Origin of the sequence: Collinsella sp. SGI.095, from assembly GCF_050314535.1 — a bacterium.
Lineage (GTDB): Bacteria > Actinomycetota > Coriobacteriia > Coriobacteriales > Coriobacteriaceae > Collinsella.
On sequence record NZ_JBNPNG010000026.1, the window covers coordinates 1 to 14,462 of the forward strand.

The window sequence follows — 14,462 nt, forward strand, 5'->3', positions numbered from 1 at the left end:
TGGACCCTCTGTGGTGGAAATGACGTTTGCCCAGATAAAACCTGCCAAAATAAACCTGTCCCTTTTTGGCAGGTTTTAGGCCAGATGGTCTTGGATAAGGTCGCAGATGGCGCGGGCGTCGTTGATGTTGATGGCTCGGGTCGCAAAGCCTGCGTCGAAGGCCTGACGTGCCAGGGCTTCATTGCAGGCAAGGGCCAGCGTGCGGCCGTCGACCAGGTCGAGCGAGCTCTTGCCGCGCAGACGGTCGACACCGGAGCGCGCGACCACGATGTTGTCGAAGCCCTCGGTCTTGTAGCCCTCGATGATCACCACGTCGACATCGTTGTAACGCGACAGCAGCTCGCGCGCGGGCATCTCGTCCCCCTCGCGCGTGTCGGCGTACTCCGCCCAGCGCGTGGCGCAGATGAGGCCCACGTGCTTGGATCCGGCCTGGTGATGGCGCCAGGTATCCTTAGCGGGCACGTCGATATCAAAGCCGTGGTGCCCGTGATGCTTGAGCGAACCCACGCGCAGGCCACGGCGGGTGAGCTCGGCGATAACCTTCTCGACGAGCGTGGTCTTGCCCGAGTTTTGGTAGCCGATAAACGCGATCGCGGGGACGGCCGGTGTCGGAGCTGCGGGCGCGACGGCGACGGGTGCGCTCGCGGGTGCGGCACCGTCAGTGGCCACGGCCTCAACAGCAGCGGCCTGACGCTCTGCGCGGTCCCACACGCCCGAGCGGCCGCCCTCCTTGTGCAGCAGGCGCACGTCGACGATCTCCATACCGCGATCAACCGCTTTGCACATGTCGTAGATCGTTAGGCACGCGGCACTCGCGCCGGTCAGGGCCTCCATCTCGATACCCGTCTTGCCCGTCACGCCGGCCGTAACCAGTACGTGAAAGCCAACCTGCCCGTCCGCGCGCGCCGGTGCCCAGCCCTCGGGCATATCCTCGGCCGGCGTCCCCGCCGGAGCGATGGGCGCAATGTCGCACTTGCTCTTGGTAATGAGCAACGGATGGCACATGGGAATGATGTCGCTCGTGCGTTTGATGGCCATGATGCCCGCCACGCGCGCGCAGGCAAGCACGTCGCCCTTTTTGGCGCGGTCCTGCAGCACCATGGCCTGTGTCTCGGGATGCATGAGAATGGTGCCCTCGGCGATGGCGATGCGATGAGTCTCGGCCTTGTCGGACACATCGACCATGCGCACCTCGCCCTTGGCATCCACGTGCGTCAGCTCGTTGCGACGTGCGTCACGGGCGGGTTCGGTGGCCGCGCTGGAAGTCGGCTGCGCGGACGCGTCGGTGTTGCCAGCATTCGCCGCGGCCGTGACTTTGCGGGCAGACATCGCGGCCCTGCGAGCAGCCTTGGTGGCGTCGGCGTACCTGCTCTTGGCCATATGATCATCCTCCGATTTGGGACATAAATCGTTGCGTGCCCTCAATTATCGCGTGTTCCTGCGGTTTGTGGGCCACGGCATCGCGCCAAATCGAAAGTACCTGCATATCATCACCACGGCGCAGGGCGTCGCGCACCGAATACTCGGCATCGCTAAACAGGCATGGACGCACGTTGCCATCGGCCGTCAGGCGCAGACGGTTGCAATTCGCACAAAAATGGTTGGACATGGCGCTAATGAAGCCAACCGTTCCCGCCGCGCCCGGAAAGCGCCAATAGCGCGCAGGGCCCGCGCCAGCAGGGGCGTCGTTGATGTCGAGCGGCTCGAGCTCGCCCAGTCCCGTCGCGGTGGCCCCGGCATTGATGCGCGCCCGCAGCTCGTCACTCGGCACGGTATCGCTCGCGTCCCACAGCTCGGGATTGAGCGCAGGCGCATGCGGGTCCACAGCGCAATGCGAGCTCGTGTGCTCGTCGCCGATGGGCATATATTCGATAAAGCGCAGGTGGATGGGACGGTCGAGCGTGAGCCGCGCGAGGGCCGCCACATCCTGGTTGAGCCGGCGCACAACAACGCAGTTGACCTTAACAGGCTCAAAGCCCCAAGCCAGCGCCGCGTCGATGCCGGCCATGGTCTGCTCGAGCCGACCCAGGCGCGTGATCTTTCCAAAGAGCGTAGGGTCGAGCGTGTCGAGCGAGATGTTGACGCGGTTAAGCCCGGCATCTTTGAGCTGCGGCGCCAGCTTGGGCAGCAGGGCGCCGTTGGTGGTGAGCGAGATGTCCTCGATCTGAGGGATCGCGCGGATGTCGCGAATAAGCGGAATAATACGGCGGCTGACCAGCGGCTCGCCGCCCGTCAGGCGCACGCGGCGAATGCCCTCCCCCGCCACCAAGCGCACAAAGCGGGCGATTTCCTCGGCGCTGAGTAACTCGTCGTGTGCACGGGGCGCCACGCCATCGGCCGGCATGCAGTAAATGCAGCGGAAATTGCACTTGTCGGTAATGGCAATGCGCAGGTAGTTGATATCGCGGCCAAAACCGTCATGCTGCACGTGCCCGTCCACGCAGCCCTCCCCTCACGCGGCGTTTTATTCTTCGAAAAACATAATACCCCACGAGAGAATCATGCCGACACCCGTACGACAGGACAGGTCGCTTCGAACAAGACCGGCTTTCCAAGCCCATCCTCAACACACAAACCTTGACTCTACAATCGTTGTAGGGTTTTCACTACACTGGTACGGAAACAGACCCAGCCAGAAAGCCCCACCTATGGAACACGACCTCACACGCGGCAATGTCCTTAAGACCATCGCGGTCTTTGCCCTGCCCTATATGCTCTCGTACTTTTTGCAGATGCTCTACGGCATGGCCGACCTGTACATGATGGGGCAGTTTAGCGGTGCCGCCGGCATCACCGCCGTGGGCAATGGCGCGCAGACGCTCTATATCATTACCGTGACGCTCGTGGGTCTGGCCATGGGAACGACGGTTATCGTCGGCCACGCCGTGGGCTCGCGCCGCTTCGATCGCGCCGAGACCGTCATCGGCAACACCATCACGCTGTTTATGGGTGTCTCGGTAGTGCTGGCAGCCATCCTGCTCGCACTGTGCCCGCAGATCGTGGCACTTATTGGCACGCCAGCCGAGGCAGTCGAAGGAACCGCCGCCTACCTGCGCATCTGCTTTGTCGGCATTCCGTTTATCGCCGCATACAACATCCTCTCGGCCATTTTTCGCGGGCTGGGCGATTCGCGCTCGCCCATGTACGTGATCGGCGTGGCGTGCATCATCAACATCGCGCTCGATTTTCTGTTTATCGGCCACTTGGGGCTCGGCCCCGTGGGTGCGGCACTCGGCACGGTAACCGCCCAGACGGCAAGCGTTGCCCTCGCGCTCGTGTGGCTTAAGAGCCGCCGCACGAACATCCACGTTAAGCGTAGCGACCTGCGTCCCCAGCCCGAGGTGCTCGGCAGCATCCTTAAGATCGGCGTGCCCGTGGCCGTGCAGGACGGCTGCATCCAGGTGGCGTTTATGTTTATCACCGTCATCGCCAACCATCGCGGCCTGGTCGACGCCGCCGCCGTGGGCCTGGTCGAAAAGATGATCAGCTTTTTGTTCATTGTACCGAGTTCCATGGGCGCCACCGTCAGCGCACTCACGGCGCAAAACGCCGGCGCGGGCAAGGGCGACCGTGCGCGTCAGGTGCTCAAAGACGCCATGACCATCTCGGTGGTGTACGGCTGCCTGATCACGGTGCTGATGTGGATGGTGGCGCCGGCGTTTATTGGCTTTTTTGCCAAGGACGCTGCAGTAGTCGCTGCCGGCACCGGCTATATGCGCAGCTATATTTTCGACGCGATTTTTGCCGGCATCCACATTTGTTTTAGCGGCTTTTTCGCTGCATATGGCAAGAGCTACATCGGCTTTGCGCACAACGTGCTGGCCGTGGCACTCATTCGCGTGCCGGGCGCGTGGCTGCTGTCGAACGCCTATTCCGACACGCTGTTTCCCATGGGCATCGCCTCGCCGTGCGGGTCGATTCTGTCGGCAGTCATCTGTGTTGTCGCGTTTACCGTGCTCAACCGGCGCGGGGCTTTTGACAAGTTAGCAGCGTAGCGGGGCAACGCGAAATCGCCCTCATTGACGACATCATCAGCGACGACCCCGCGACCTACGTGACGCAGATCACGATGCCGGTTTCCCCAACAAAGTAAGAACCGCCCGGAAGGCATCGCGCTTTCGGGCGGTTCTTCAATTTGACTATTGATGCCTTAAGCCTGGGGCACCTCACCGGTAGCCAAGATCTGCTCGAGTGCATCCTCGTCCAGCACGGGTACGCCCAGCTGCTCGGCCTTGGTAAGCTTGGAACCCGCTTTGGGACCGGCAACCAGATAGCTCGTCTTCTTTGATACGCTGCCCGAAACCTTGGCGCCGAGCACCTTGAGCGCCGCGCCCGCCTCGTCGCGCGTGCGGTTGACGAGCGTGCCGGTGAGCACGAAGGTCAGACCCGCGAGCGGCTGTGCGTCGGCGAGCTCGCCTGCCACGCCAGCGGCGGCTGCGGCTTGCGCGTGCGCGGCGCCCAAATCGACCTCGAGCGACAGGCCCGCCTGGCGCAGACGTTCCAGGACGGCAAGGTTCTCGGGCACGGCCAGGAACTGCTTGACGCTCGCCGCAATCTTGGGGCCGATACCCTCGCACTCGGCAATATCCTCTTCGCTCGCCAAGATAAGCTTGTCAATCGACAGGAATCGCTCGGCGATGACCTCGCCCACGCTCTTGCCCACGTGACGGATGCCCAGGGCAAACAGCACGCGACCGAGCGGCTGGCTCTTGGACTTGTTGAGCTCGGCGATGATCTTTTCGGCCGTCTTGAGGCCTACCGGGATGGGGTCGCCCTTCTTAACGCCCTTTTTGCTGTTGGAGCTGGCATAGGTGCGCCCCGTGTCCAGGCCTGCGATGTCGTCGACCGTGAGCTGGTAGAAGTCTGCGACGTCGTGAATCAGGCCGGCGGCGATCATCTTGTCGACGATCTCGTCGCCTAGGCCATCGACGTCCATGCAGCCGCGGCTCACCCAGTGGAGCAGGCGCTCCTTGAGCTGTGCGGGGCAGTCGATGGACACGCAGCGGTAAGCCACCTCGCCATCCTCGTGGACCACGGGGCTGCCGCACACGGGGCAGACCTCGGGCATGTGCCAGTCAACCGAATCGGCCGGGCGCTTGTCGAGCACCGGACCCACGACCTCGGGGATAACGTCGCCCGCCTTGTGCACGATGATGGTATCGCCCTCGCGCACGTTTTTGCGGCGGATCTCGTCGATGTTGTGCAGCGTGGCGCGCGCGATGGTGGAGCCGGCAACCGTCACCGGGTCGAACTCGGCGACCGGCGTGAGCACACCGGTGCGGCCCACCTGGATGCGAATTTCGCGCAGGATGGTCTGCTTTTCCTCGGGCGGAAACTTAAAGGCAATGGCCCAGCGTGGTGCGCGAGCGGTAAAGCCCAGGTCGAGCTGCTGCTGGAAGCTGTCAACCTTTACGACCACGCCGTCGATGTCGTAATCCAAGTCGCCGCGGTGCTCGAGCGCCTGGGCACAGAACTCGTGGACCTCGGCCGGCGTGGCACAACGAGCCACGTTAGGGTTGACGCTAAAGCCGGCGCTACGCAACCAGTCCAGAAACTCGCGCTGGCTGTGGACGTGCAGCGGATCGGTATCGGCGATGGCATAGATAAAGGTGGCCAGGTCGCGGCGCGCCGTGACCTTGGGATCCTTCTGACGCAAGGATCCGGCAGCGGCGTTGCGCGGGTTGGCGAAGGGGTCGCGGCCCTCGGCATCGGCCTCTTCATTCAGGCGAACAAAGCTGCCCTTGGGCATGTACACCTCGCCGCGCACTTCGATGGTGCGCTCGCGGTCGGCGCCCATGTGAGCGAGCGCCGGCTCGGACAGGTGCATGGGCACATCCTTGATAGTGCGCACATTAAGCGACACGTCCTCGCCCGTGGTGCCGTCGCCGCGCGTGGCGGCGCGCACAAAGGTGCCGTTTTGGTAGGTAAGCGCGACGCCCAGACCGTCGATCTTAAGCTCACAGGTATAGGTGACGCTACCGGCGCCGAGCGCATCCTCGGTGCGCTGGAGCCAAGCGTCGAGCTCGTCCAGATCCATGGCATCGTCCATGGAATACATGCGCGCCATGTGCTTGACCGGCGTAAACTGCTCGCTCACGTAGCCGCCCACGCGCTGGGTATAGCTGTCGGGCGTCACCAGGTCAGGGTAGGTAGCCTCGATTTCCTGCAGCTCAACGAGCATTTTGTCAAAGGCAGCGTCCGTGATCTCGGGCGCATCGAGCATGTAGTAGCGGTAAGCATGGTAGTCGAGCTCGTGGCGCAACTCAGCCGCGCGCGCTGCCGCCTGGGCACGGGTATCGGCCGGCGCAGCGGTATCCGTGCTCGCTGGCGTTTCGGTATCGATGTCCACGCCGTCACCAAACAGGCTCGATTGCTCCATAGCGGCACTCCTTCGCTCGATTTCAAACGGATACAAGAGTACCACCGGTCGCGATGGGGCCGAATAGCAGTCTCAAACCGCACCGAATTGGCAGCGACCGGACCAGGGTTGGACAGTTAGTTCAGATTTGTATAATTACGCGCGCCGAATCGAGCTGAAATATCGGCTTTTCGCCCCAATCAATCGTTCTGAACGGCAAATTAGGTTTGCTTCCGTCTTCGAGACACCCATCTCGGCCCGTCTTTCATTTCAAAACCGCTCAAAACACGCCTCTGACCGCACCCGTTTTATACAAATCTGAACTAACTGTCCAAGCCCTTCCGAACCATGCCCTTGCCATTTCTAAATGATCCGTTTTCCTCCGTCCCCAACGGATCAATAAGAGAAGAGGGGCTGTCCCGCGCTGGCGGAACAGCCCCTCTGGCTTCGATATGTGCGATACAGCTCGTTAGAAACCCTGACCGTAGCCTTGCCCCTGACCCTGTTGGCCCAGCAGTTCTTCCAGGTACTGGCGCAGTTGCTCGTCGGTAATGCCGCCGTTGCCGGTGTCGGTCGCGCTGTCGTTCTGCTGCTGGTTCTGCAGCTCCTCATCAGAACCCAGCTCGACCGTGACCTTCTTCTCTTCCTTGCCGCGCACGAGCGTAATCTCGACCTTCTCGCCCACCTCGTGGCTGCGCAGCGCGATAATCAGGCCATCGGCGCTCGTAATCTCATCGTCACCCAGCTTGGTGATGACATCGCCCTCTTGGATGCCAGCCTTGGCGGCAGGACCGTCCTTGACGACACTTGCCACATACGCGCCGCTATCGGTGCCGAGATTGTTAGTGCGGGCGTTGAGCGCGTTGACGCTCGAAAGCGTGGCGCCCAGGTACGGATGAACCGGCGTCTTGCCGTCGATGATCTGGTCGGCGATGTTCTTGGCATAGTTGACCGGAATGGCAAAGCCCACGCCCGAGCTGGAGCCCGAGTAGCTCTCGATAAGAGAGTTAATACCCACGAGTTCGCCATTGTCGTTAACGAGCGCGCCGCCGGAGTTGCCCGGGTTGATGGCGGCATCGGTCTGGATCATGTTGGCGTAGATGGTGTTGCCGCTGGTAGAACTCATGGCCGTGGAGCGATAGAGCGCCGACACAATGCCCGTGGAGACAGACTGCTCGTTGCCGAACGGCGAGCCGATCGCCATGACCCACTCGCCCACGTTGAGCTTGGAGGAATCACCAATCTCGATCGGGGTGAGCTTGGAGGCGTCAGCATCCTTGAGCTTGATGACGGCCAGGTCGCTCGAGGCGTCGTTGCCCACGAACTCGGCCTCGTAGGTGGCACCGTCGTCCATGGTAACCACGTACTGGTCATAGCCATCGACCACATGGTTGTTGGTGAGGATCTGGCCCTCGGTATCGAGCACCACGCCCGAACCGACGCTGCCCGAACCATCCGACTCGTCGGCAGACTGCGAAAGCGAGCCATTCTGGCTACCGCTCGAAGTGGCGGTGATGGAAACGACGGAGGGCAGGGCCTTGGCAGAAACGGCCTCGGCAAGCGTGGTGTCCTCGGAGTCGATCGTAATCTTTTGCGTCGATGAACCCGAAGCACCCGCCGTCACGACATTCTTTCCGCCGCCAATGTTGAGCGTGCCACTCATAATGAGCGCGATGACCAGCAGGGCGCCGCAGGCGCAGCCGGCGAGCGCCGTAATAAAGATCGGTAGCTTTTTGGTCTTGGTCTTGACCACCGTGCGCTTGGTTACAACCTGCTGACCGCCCAGCGGCTGGCCGGTCTGTGTGTCGTAGGCCTGCACGTAGGGAATGTTGCCGTCGGCAGGCGTCGACTCCACCTGCACGCGCGGCTGCTGCTGGGTCTCGCCAGCGTTGCCCGCATCCTGGGGACGCTGGGAATCGTTCTCGCTCATGACTGCGATCCTTTCGTCTAATAACCAAAGGCCCGCCAAACATGTGGCGGGCCATCATTGTTCACGTTGAGTTGTACCCCAATATGCGGGCGAACGTGTATGAGAACGCAATCTTTAAGGAATGCTTAAGTTCTGCTGCAAACTCGAAAGGGATCCGCGCATGCGGCAAAACCACCACGAAGGCGCCTGCCCCCTTTGCGGTGAAAAGCTAGTCCTTAAACAGATAGCCCACGCCGCGGACGGTGGTGATATGTGCCGCAATCTGCGGGCCCACCTTGGAGCGGATGCGTCGAATGTGCACGTCGACGGTGCGCGTGCCGCCGCAGTACTCAAAGCCCCACACGCGGTGCAGCAGGACTTCGCGGCTGTAGGCACGGTTGGGATGCGTCGCCAAAAAGCTCAGCAGCGAGTACTCCATCAACGTCAGGTCGATGGGCTCGTCGTCGAGTGTCACCTGGTAGGTAGCCAGGTTAATCTCGAGGTTATCGATGTTGAGCACATCGTCGGCGGCGACGGTCTCCTCCTCGCCCATCAGGCGCTGCGCACGAGCCTTGAGCTCGTTGGGCGTCGCCGTGGGGCATACAAAGTCGGCATGCGCGTGATTGGGCAGGCGCAGGGTGCCGAGCGCCTCGTCGTCGACGATTACCAACATGGGAACGCCGCCGCGGTCGTCGAGCCATTTGGCAATCTGATCGATGCGGTCGCTGCGGATGCCATCGGAATCGAGGATCAGCAGGTCAAAGTCATGCGCCGCAGTCGGCGAATCGGGGGTTGCCAGGCTCACCTCGACACCCAGGGTGGTCGTCAAGCTGCGGGCAAACTCGTGGAAGCGCGTCGTGCGCGCCATGAACAGGGCACTCTTTTCGGACATATCGACCTCCAAGGAAATGAGCTCAATCGTACTGGAACGAACCAGCGCGATTAGGAGTTCGCCAGATAGTGCTTGATCTCCCACTCGGTGATTGTGGACTCAAACTTATGCCACTCGTCGCGCTTCTTTTTGAGGAAGAAGCTGTGGATGTGCTCGCCGAGGGCATCCTTCATAAACTGCGAGTCCTCAAATACGTCGAGCGCCTCTTTGAGCGAGCGCGGCAGCGGCGTATAGCCGGCCTCGACCATCTGACGGTCGGTAAGCTTGAGCGTTTCGGCCGTTGCCTCGGGCGGGAGGTCCAGCTTGCGCTCGATGCCGTCCAGACCAGCCGCCAGCGTGACGGCGTTGACCAGGTACGGATTGGCCATGGGATCGGGACTGCGCAGCTCGATGCGCGTGGACAGCTGCTTGCCGGGCTTGTAGACCGGGATGCGGACCATGCTCGCGCGGTTGCGCAGGCCCCACGTAGCGTACTGTGGCACGGAGTCGCCGCCCGTGGTGATGCGCTTGTACGAGTTGACCGTGGGGTTGGTGATGGCGCTGATCTCGCGCGCGTGTGCCAGAATGCCGGCCATATAGTGCTTGGCGATATCGGAGAGGTGGTACTTCTCGTCGTCCTCGCCCCAAAAGACGTTGTTGCCGTCGTGGTCGAACAGCGACTGATGCAAAAACATGGCGCTGCCGTCCTCGCCCGCCAGCGGCTTGGGCATAAAGGAGGCGTGGCAACCGCTCTCGTAGGCCTGCTGCTTAATGATGAGTTTGGCCGTGGTGATGGCGTCGGACATGCTCAGGGCCTCGGCGTGACGCAAGCTCATGCCGTGCTGCGAGCGGCCGGCGGCGTGGAAGGTGTACTCCACGGGCACGGACATCTTCTCGAGCGTGAGCACCGTATTGCGGCGCAGGTCGCGAGCGGCATCGCTCACCGAAAGGTCGAAGTAGCCCACGTTGTCGAGCGGCTCGGGGGTGTGCTCGTCGGGGAAGTAGTAATACTCCAGCTCGGCACCCACGTTGAGCAGGTAGCCGGCCTTCTCGGCCTTATAGAACATGCGGCGCAGGGCGTCGCGCGGGTCGCCGGCAAACGGCTTGCGATCGGGAGTACACACATCGCAGAACACGCGGGCGACGCCGTTATGGCTCGGGCGCCACGGCAGGATCTGGAAGGTCGAGGCGTCAGGGAACGCGAGCATGTCGGCTTCCTCGGGCGTGGCAAAGCCCTCGATGGCGGAGCCGTCAAAGCCAATACCCTCCTCAAAAGCGACCTCGAGGTCTTCGGGGCTAATGGCAAAGTTCTTGAGGCGGCCGAGAATGTCGACAAACCACAGACGCACAAAGCGGATGTCACGCTGCTCTACGGAACGGAGTACGTAATCGATGTTCTGCTGGTTCATGTCGCTCCCCTTTCTTTCGGGCGGGTTTCGACTGGTCTATATCGCAGATACTATCGCAGAAAAATGTTTCCGCAGGGTTAAAGCGTATCAAGCGCCCAAAAAACGTGCGCGAACAGGCAGTTACGAACGAGCGGCTAGCGCGAGGTCGAAGCGCGGTGTTCGATGTGGCCGGGAACCTCGATGCGTTTAGGCGCCAGCTTTGCGGCATCGCCCACGGTGGTGGTAACAACGTCGATACGCTCGGAGAGGCGATCGACCACGCGCTCGGCGATGGTGAGGGTGTCCTGCGCGGCCGTGGTGACTCCACCAAAGAGCACATGGTTCCAGGGACAGTCGTCAAACGTCGCGATCTTGAGCCCCGCCGGCAGCGAGGGACCAAGCTGCGCCAGCGCCTCGGTCAGGCTCAGGAAAACCAGGCCGTTGACGGCAATGAGGCCGAGCTCTTTTCCTGCATAGCCGCGGATGGTCTCGTCTAGGCGGCCGACGCCCGTGGCGCCGCCATCGGCCAAGGTGATAACCTCGCCGGCAAGGCCGCGGCGCGAAAGCTCGTCGGTAAAGGCCTCGTCGCGCTCGCGACGGACGGGGCTATCGTCGCTTGCCTCGGTGAGCAGGCACAGGCACTCGCTGCCAGCGGCGGTCAAGGCGTCTACCAAGCCGGCGACCAGCTCACGGTTGTTAGATGTCACCAGATCGACACCGCCGTCGGCAACGTCGCGGTCGAGCAGCACAACGGGCAGACGTCCCGCTGCCGCGACGATCGCCTCGTCGTTACCACCGCAGGTATTGACGACCAGGCCGTCCACGCCAGCGTCGATAAGCCTGGTGAGCGACTCGGCCTCCTTGGCGGGATCGTTGCCGCTAATGGCTGTCATGAGCGAGTAGCCGCGCGCGGCGGCGCTGGCGGAAAGGCCCTCGAGCATGGCGCTGGAGAACGGGTTGGCGATGTCGGCCAAGATCACGCCGATGAGGTTGGTACGCGAGCTGCGCAGATTGCGCGCGGCGGCACGTGGGCGATAGCCGGTGCGCTCGATAACCTCCGCAATGCGAGCACGGGTTTCCTCGGTCATTTGCCCGGGGCGGTTATTGAGATAGCGCGAGACCGTGGCCGGGCTCACACCCGCCTCGACGGCAATGTCCTTGATTCTCATCTGCGCCATAGCGCACCCCGTTTCCCCATTGTCGGCAGTCTGAGCCATTTTAGGCATTTTTTAAAATTCTCGGTTGCAAAACGCTGTAGGTGAGCAGCATCGTTTTTGCGTCTCGAGCAGATGCGATAATGGGCTAGATAGCCGAGTCTTTGGACAGCTCAAAATAATCGGGATGTAAGGCGATAACCGGACCTTGCTCTTCGGGCATCAGGTGCAGGTGTGTCTCTGCCAGATAGCTCGCCGCGTCGGTATCGCCCCTCTTAATGGCCTCGAGAATCCGGCGATGCTGCCGACGAATCGGCTCCCAATCTAAATCCTGCGACACCATACGCAACCAGTTGTATCGCTCAAAATGCGTATTGACGCTCTTCATCCAATCCCACAACATGTGACGGCCGGCAATCTCAAAACACGTCTCATGGAACAGGTTGTCCAGGTCAAAGAAACGACGCGTTTCGCCATGGTCGAGCGACTCGGACTCGGCAAGAATCTGATCGAGCCGATGCTTTTGCTCGGGCGTGGCGACCGAGCAGCATTTAATGAGTACGCTTCGCTCGAGTTTCTCGCGCAAGAAACAGGCGTTCTCGGCGCGCTCCATGCTGATCTTAGAGACGTAGGTGCCGCTTTTGGGACGCGTTTCCACCAGCTCCTGCTCACGCAGGCGCACAAAGGACTCGCGAATGGGCGTACGCCCGATTCCCGTCTCCTTTTCCAGACCAATCGCCGAAAGGCGCGTGCCGGGCTTGAGCTCGGCATAGATGATCTTGGAGCGCAGTGCATTGTATGCCTGATCTTGCAAGCTTTGATTATGCTGGTGCTGTTCCATAAAGCCCTCGGATAAACCCTCGGTTAGTCGAATACCACCATGCAATACTATCGCATCGACACGCCCCAGCTCCCAACCAGTCTTTTTGGGACGGGGCTCTTTTAGCTACCCTAGCCCGCAGATCGGCCCCTTGCCACAAAAGTGGCCCATCTACTACGTTAACACGGATAGCCTCGGCCATACCAAAAACCGTGGAAACAAAACCGCAGGTAGGCAGCTTGTCGATTTTCGAAAAAGCCGACTATGGTTGACCCCTGAGGCTTAAACGTAGTAGATAGGCCCTTTTCGTGGCGCAGCACTACTGCACCCCAAATTGGCACCCCGAGCCTGTTATAAGTTGCTGCGAAATACGGACGGTTGATGATCAAGGCGCGCTATGCGGGTTGCTATAGCTCGAACGTCCCACGTCCGATGCACCAAAGCGTTTGCGACAGCTTCGCGAAACGCCTCGAGAGGAATTCGATCGGTTTGGACGCGCTCCATCCCTTCGATACGTTCATAACGGTAGTAGCGTGCAAACATAGCCACCGCCCTGTCCACCTGCTCAATTGCGGATATATTTGTCGCCGCCTCGCGATCCAAGATCACATCCTCGGTATCACCAAAACGGACGCAGTCGATGCCCGGAAAATCATTCTTATCCGCCAAAATCGCCGCAGCGTTGGTATAGCCATCTTTGCCGAGCAAGCGAAGCGTGCGCATAATATCCGGCGTTAGCTCAGAAATGCCGAGATGTTCAACACACTTATGCTCGAGCGTGTGAAAACTCAAGTCCTGGCGAGCCGACGTGAGCGCGTCGAACGTTACGTTGCTGCCTTCGAGCGTCAGCCTGCCATACTCAAACCGGTCGACCTCCACCGTTGCCGAATCGTTTCGCCTGTAGGCCTTCAAGATATAAGACGAAAACCGTTTGCGTACTGATTTATCCGAGACGCAAACGGTTTTCGTCTTGATTTGCGTACGGAATTAAGACGCATAATTTCGCTTTCGTATGGCTCAATACCGGACGCAGACTGTTTTCGTCTGTCAATACGTCTGCAATCCAAACGAAAAGAGCCTCGAGCTCGTATGAACTCGGGGCTCTTGGTGCCGCACATCTATGAGAGGATAAATACGATGCGTACGGGCGCTACTCCATGAAGCCGCCCTGGGATGGCGGCAACCTCGTCGTTACCCGTCTGATGGGTGTGTTCAAGGCGTCCGTTCCCCTTTTAATATGAGAAAGCCATTGTCAATAGGCGTGTTTGTTCGGGCCCGGTTTTAAACCGGGCTTTTTCGTTTCCCGTCGGGAGGGCCCGCGCACGCTGCACGTTTAGTCGACGCTTGCCTGGCAAGCTAATATCCGCGGGCTCTTGCGGGCGCGCTGCCGGCGGTCAGCCCGGTATGTCCGCGCACCCCACCGCATTTCGATTCTCCGTCCGGCGCGCTCGTCCGAAACCAGTCTTGTTCACGGGCGCGGCCCATGGGCTGCCCAAAAAGGGTTCGTGAACGCGCGCCGGCGATGCGTCGAGGCGCGGGCCCTCCCGGCGGGAGGCTTGTTGTCCGACGGGGTCAGCCGAGTGTCCCCTCCGCCCGGCGCCCGATCTCCCAGACCCAGCAGGCGAGCTCGCGCGCGACGGCGGCGTTTGCCTTGCACGGGCTCTTGCCCGCCGCCGCCAGCGCCTCGCGGCGACGGCAGAGCCTGGCGGTGCAGTCGTCGGCGCGCGCCCGGATCGCCGCGGGGACGTCCGCGCCGGGCGCCGGGGCCTTCGGGCGGGGCGTGCACGTCAGGTAGTGCCACGCCGACTCCACCAGCGCCGTCCTGGCGAGCCGGTTGCCCGTCTTGGTTATCCCGCTGCGCCGCTCGGTCTCGCCGCTCGAGCGCTCCGACGGGACCAGCCCGCACCAGCTCGCGAAGGCCGGGGCCGTCCGGAACCTCGTGAAGGAGCCCGCCTCGGCTGC

11 protein-coding genes are annotated in these 14,462 nt (G+C 61.5%); 1 reads left to right on the plus strand and 10 read right to left on the minus strand.

Annotated features, from left to right (window positions below):
- Positions 1-75: 75 nt before the first annotated feature.
- Entirely contained in the window at positions 76-1,380 is a 1,305-nt protein-coding gene (mobB, locus tag ACQRCA_RS07800; protein WP_427719790.1) for a molybdopterin-guanine dinucleotide biosynthesis protein B, read from the minus strand.
- A gap of 4 nt (positions 1,381-1,384) precedes the next feature.
- Complete coding sequence (gene moaA / locus ACQRCA_RS07805) at positions 1,385-2,440, minus strand: GTP 3',8-cyclase MoaA (RefSeq protein WP_427719791.1); 1,056 nt, start codon at positions 2,438-2,440, stop codon at positions 1,385-1,387.
- 208 nt (positions 2,441-2,648) lie between these two features.
- On the opposite strand from moaA, the gene ACQRCA_RS07810 reads away from it, so the two are divergent.
- The gene (locus ACQRCA_RS07810; protein WP_427719792.1) at positions 2,649-3,995 is read left to right on the plus strand and encodes an MATE family efflux transporter; all 1,347 of its coding nucleotides are present in this window, start codon (positions 2,649-2,651) and stop codon (positions 3,993-3,995) included.
- Positions 3,996-4,150: 155 nt separating this feature from the next.
- Here the strand turns inward: ACQRCA_RS07810 and ligA are convergent, their stop codons facing one another.
- From ligA to ACQRCA_RS07850, 8 genes are all read right to left on the minus strand, one after another.
- Positions 4,151-6,379: an NAD-dependent DNA ligase LigA gene (ligA, locus tag ACQRCA_RS07815; RefSeq protein WP_427719793.1), complete on the minus strand. Its 2,229-nt coding sequence runs from the start codon at positions 6,377-6,379 to the stop codon at positions 4,151-4,153.
- A gap of 448 nt (positions 6,380-6,827) precedes the next feature.
- Positions 6,828-8,288 (minus strand): S1C family serine protease, encoded by a 1,461-nt coding sequence (locus ACQRCA_RS07820; protein WP_427719794.1) that lies wholly within the window; start codon positions 8,286-8,288, stop codon positions 6,828-6,830.
- Positions 8,289-8,496: 208 nt separating this feature from the next.
- Positions 8,497-9,159: a response regulator transcription factor gene (locus tag ACQRCA_RS07825; protein ID WP_161145500.1), complete on the minus strand. Its 663-nt coding sequence runs from the start codon at positions 9,157-9,159 to the stop codon at positions 8,497-8,499.
- Between the two features lie 50 nt (positions 9,160-9,209).
- Positions 9,210-10,547 (minus strand): glutamine synthetase family protein, encoded by a 1,338-nt coding sequence (locus ACQRCA_RS07830; RefSeq protein WP_427719795.1) that lies wholly within the window; start codon positions 10,545-10,547, stop codon positions 9,210-9,212.
- Positions 10,548-10,681: 134 nt separating this feature from the next.
- Entirely contained in the window at positions 10,682-11,704 is a 1,023-nt protein-coding gene (locus ACQRCA_RS07835) for a LacI family DNA-binding transcriptional regulator (protein ID WP_427719796.1), read from the minus strand.
- A gap of 124 nt (positions 11,705-11,828) precedes the next feature.
- Entirely contained in the window at positions 11,829-12,521 is a 693-nt protein-coding gene (locus tag ACQRCA_RS07840; RefSeq protein WP_427719797.1) for a GntR family transcriptional regulator, read from the minus strand.
- 330 nt (positions 12,522-12,851) lie between these two features.
- Entirely contained in the window at positions 12,852-13,379 is a 528-nt protein-coding gene (locus tag ACQRCA_RS07845; protein ID WP_427719798.1) for a hypothetical protein, read from the minus strand.
- Between the two features lie 693 nt (positions 13,380-14,072).
- On the minus strand, positions 14,073-14,462 hold a 390-nt coding region (locus tag ACQRCA_RS07850), incomplete at its 5' end, for a transposase (protein WP_427719799.1).

Excerpts from the sequence above, each read along its gene's own strand:
- ACQRCA_RS07820 (WP_427719794.1), bottom strand. The coding sequence starts at position 8,288 with ATGAGCGAGAACGATTCCCAGCGTCCCCAGGATGCGGGCAACGCTGGC.
- mobB (WP_427719790.1), bottom strand. The coding sequence starts at position 1,380 with ATGGCCAAGAGCAGGTACGCCGACGCCACCAAGGCTGCTCGCAGGGCC.
- ACQRCA_RS07835 (WP_427719796.1), bottom strand. The coding sequence starts at position 11,704 with ATGGCGCAGATGAGAATCAAGGACATTGCCGTCGAGGCGGGTGTGAGC.
- ACQRCA_RS07840 (WP_427719797.1), bottom strand. The coding sequence starts at position 12,521 with ATGGAACAGCACCAGCATAATCAAAGCTTGCAAGATCAGGCATACAAT.
- ACQRCA_RS07810 (WP_427719792.1), top strand. The coding sequence starts at position 2,649 with ATGGAACACGACCTCACACGCGGCAATGTCCTTAAGACCATCGCGGTC.
- ligA (WP_427719793.1), bottom strand. The coding sequence starts at position 6,379 with ATGGAGCAATCGAGCCTGTTTGGTGACGGCGTGGACATCGATACCGAA.
- ACQRCA_RS07825 (WP_161145500.1), bottom strand. The coding sequence starts at position 9,159 with ATGTCCGAAAAGAGTGCCCTGTTCATGGCGCGCACGACGCGCTTCCAC.
- ACQRCA_RS07830 (WP_427719795.1), bottom strand. The coding sequence starts at position 10,547 with ATGAACCAGCAGAACATCGATTACGTACTCCGTTCCGTAGAGCAGCGT.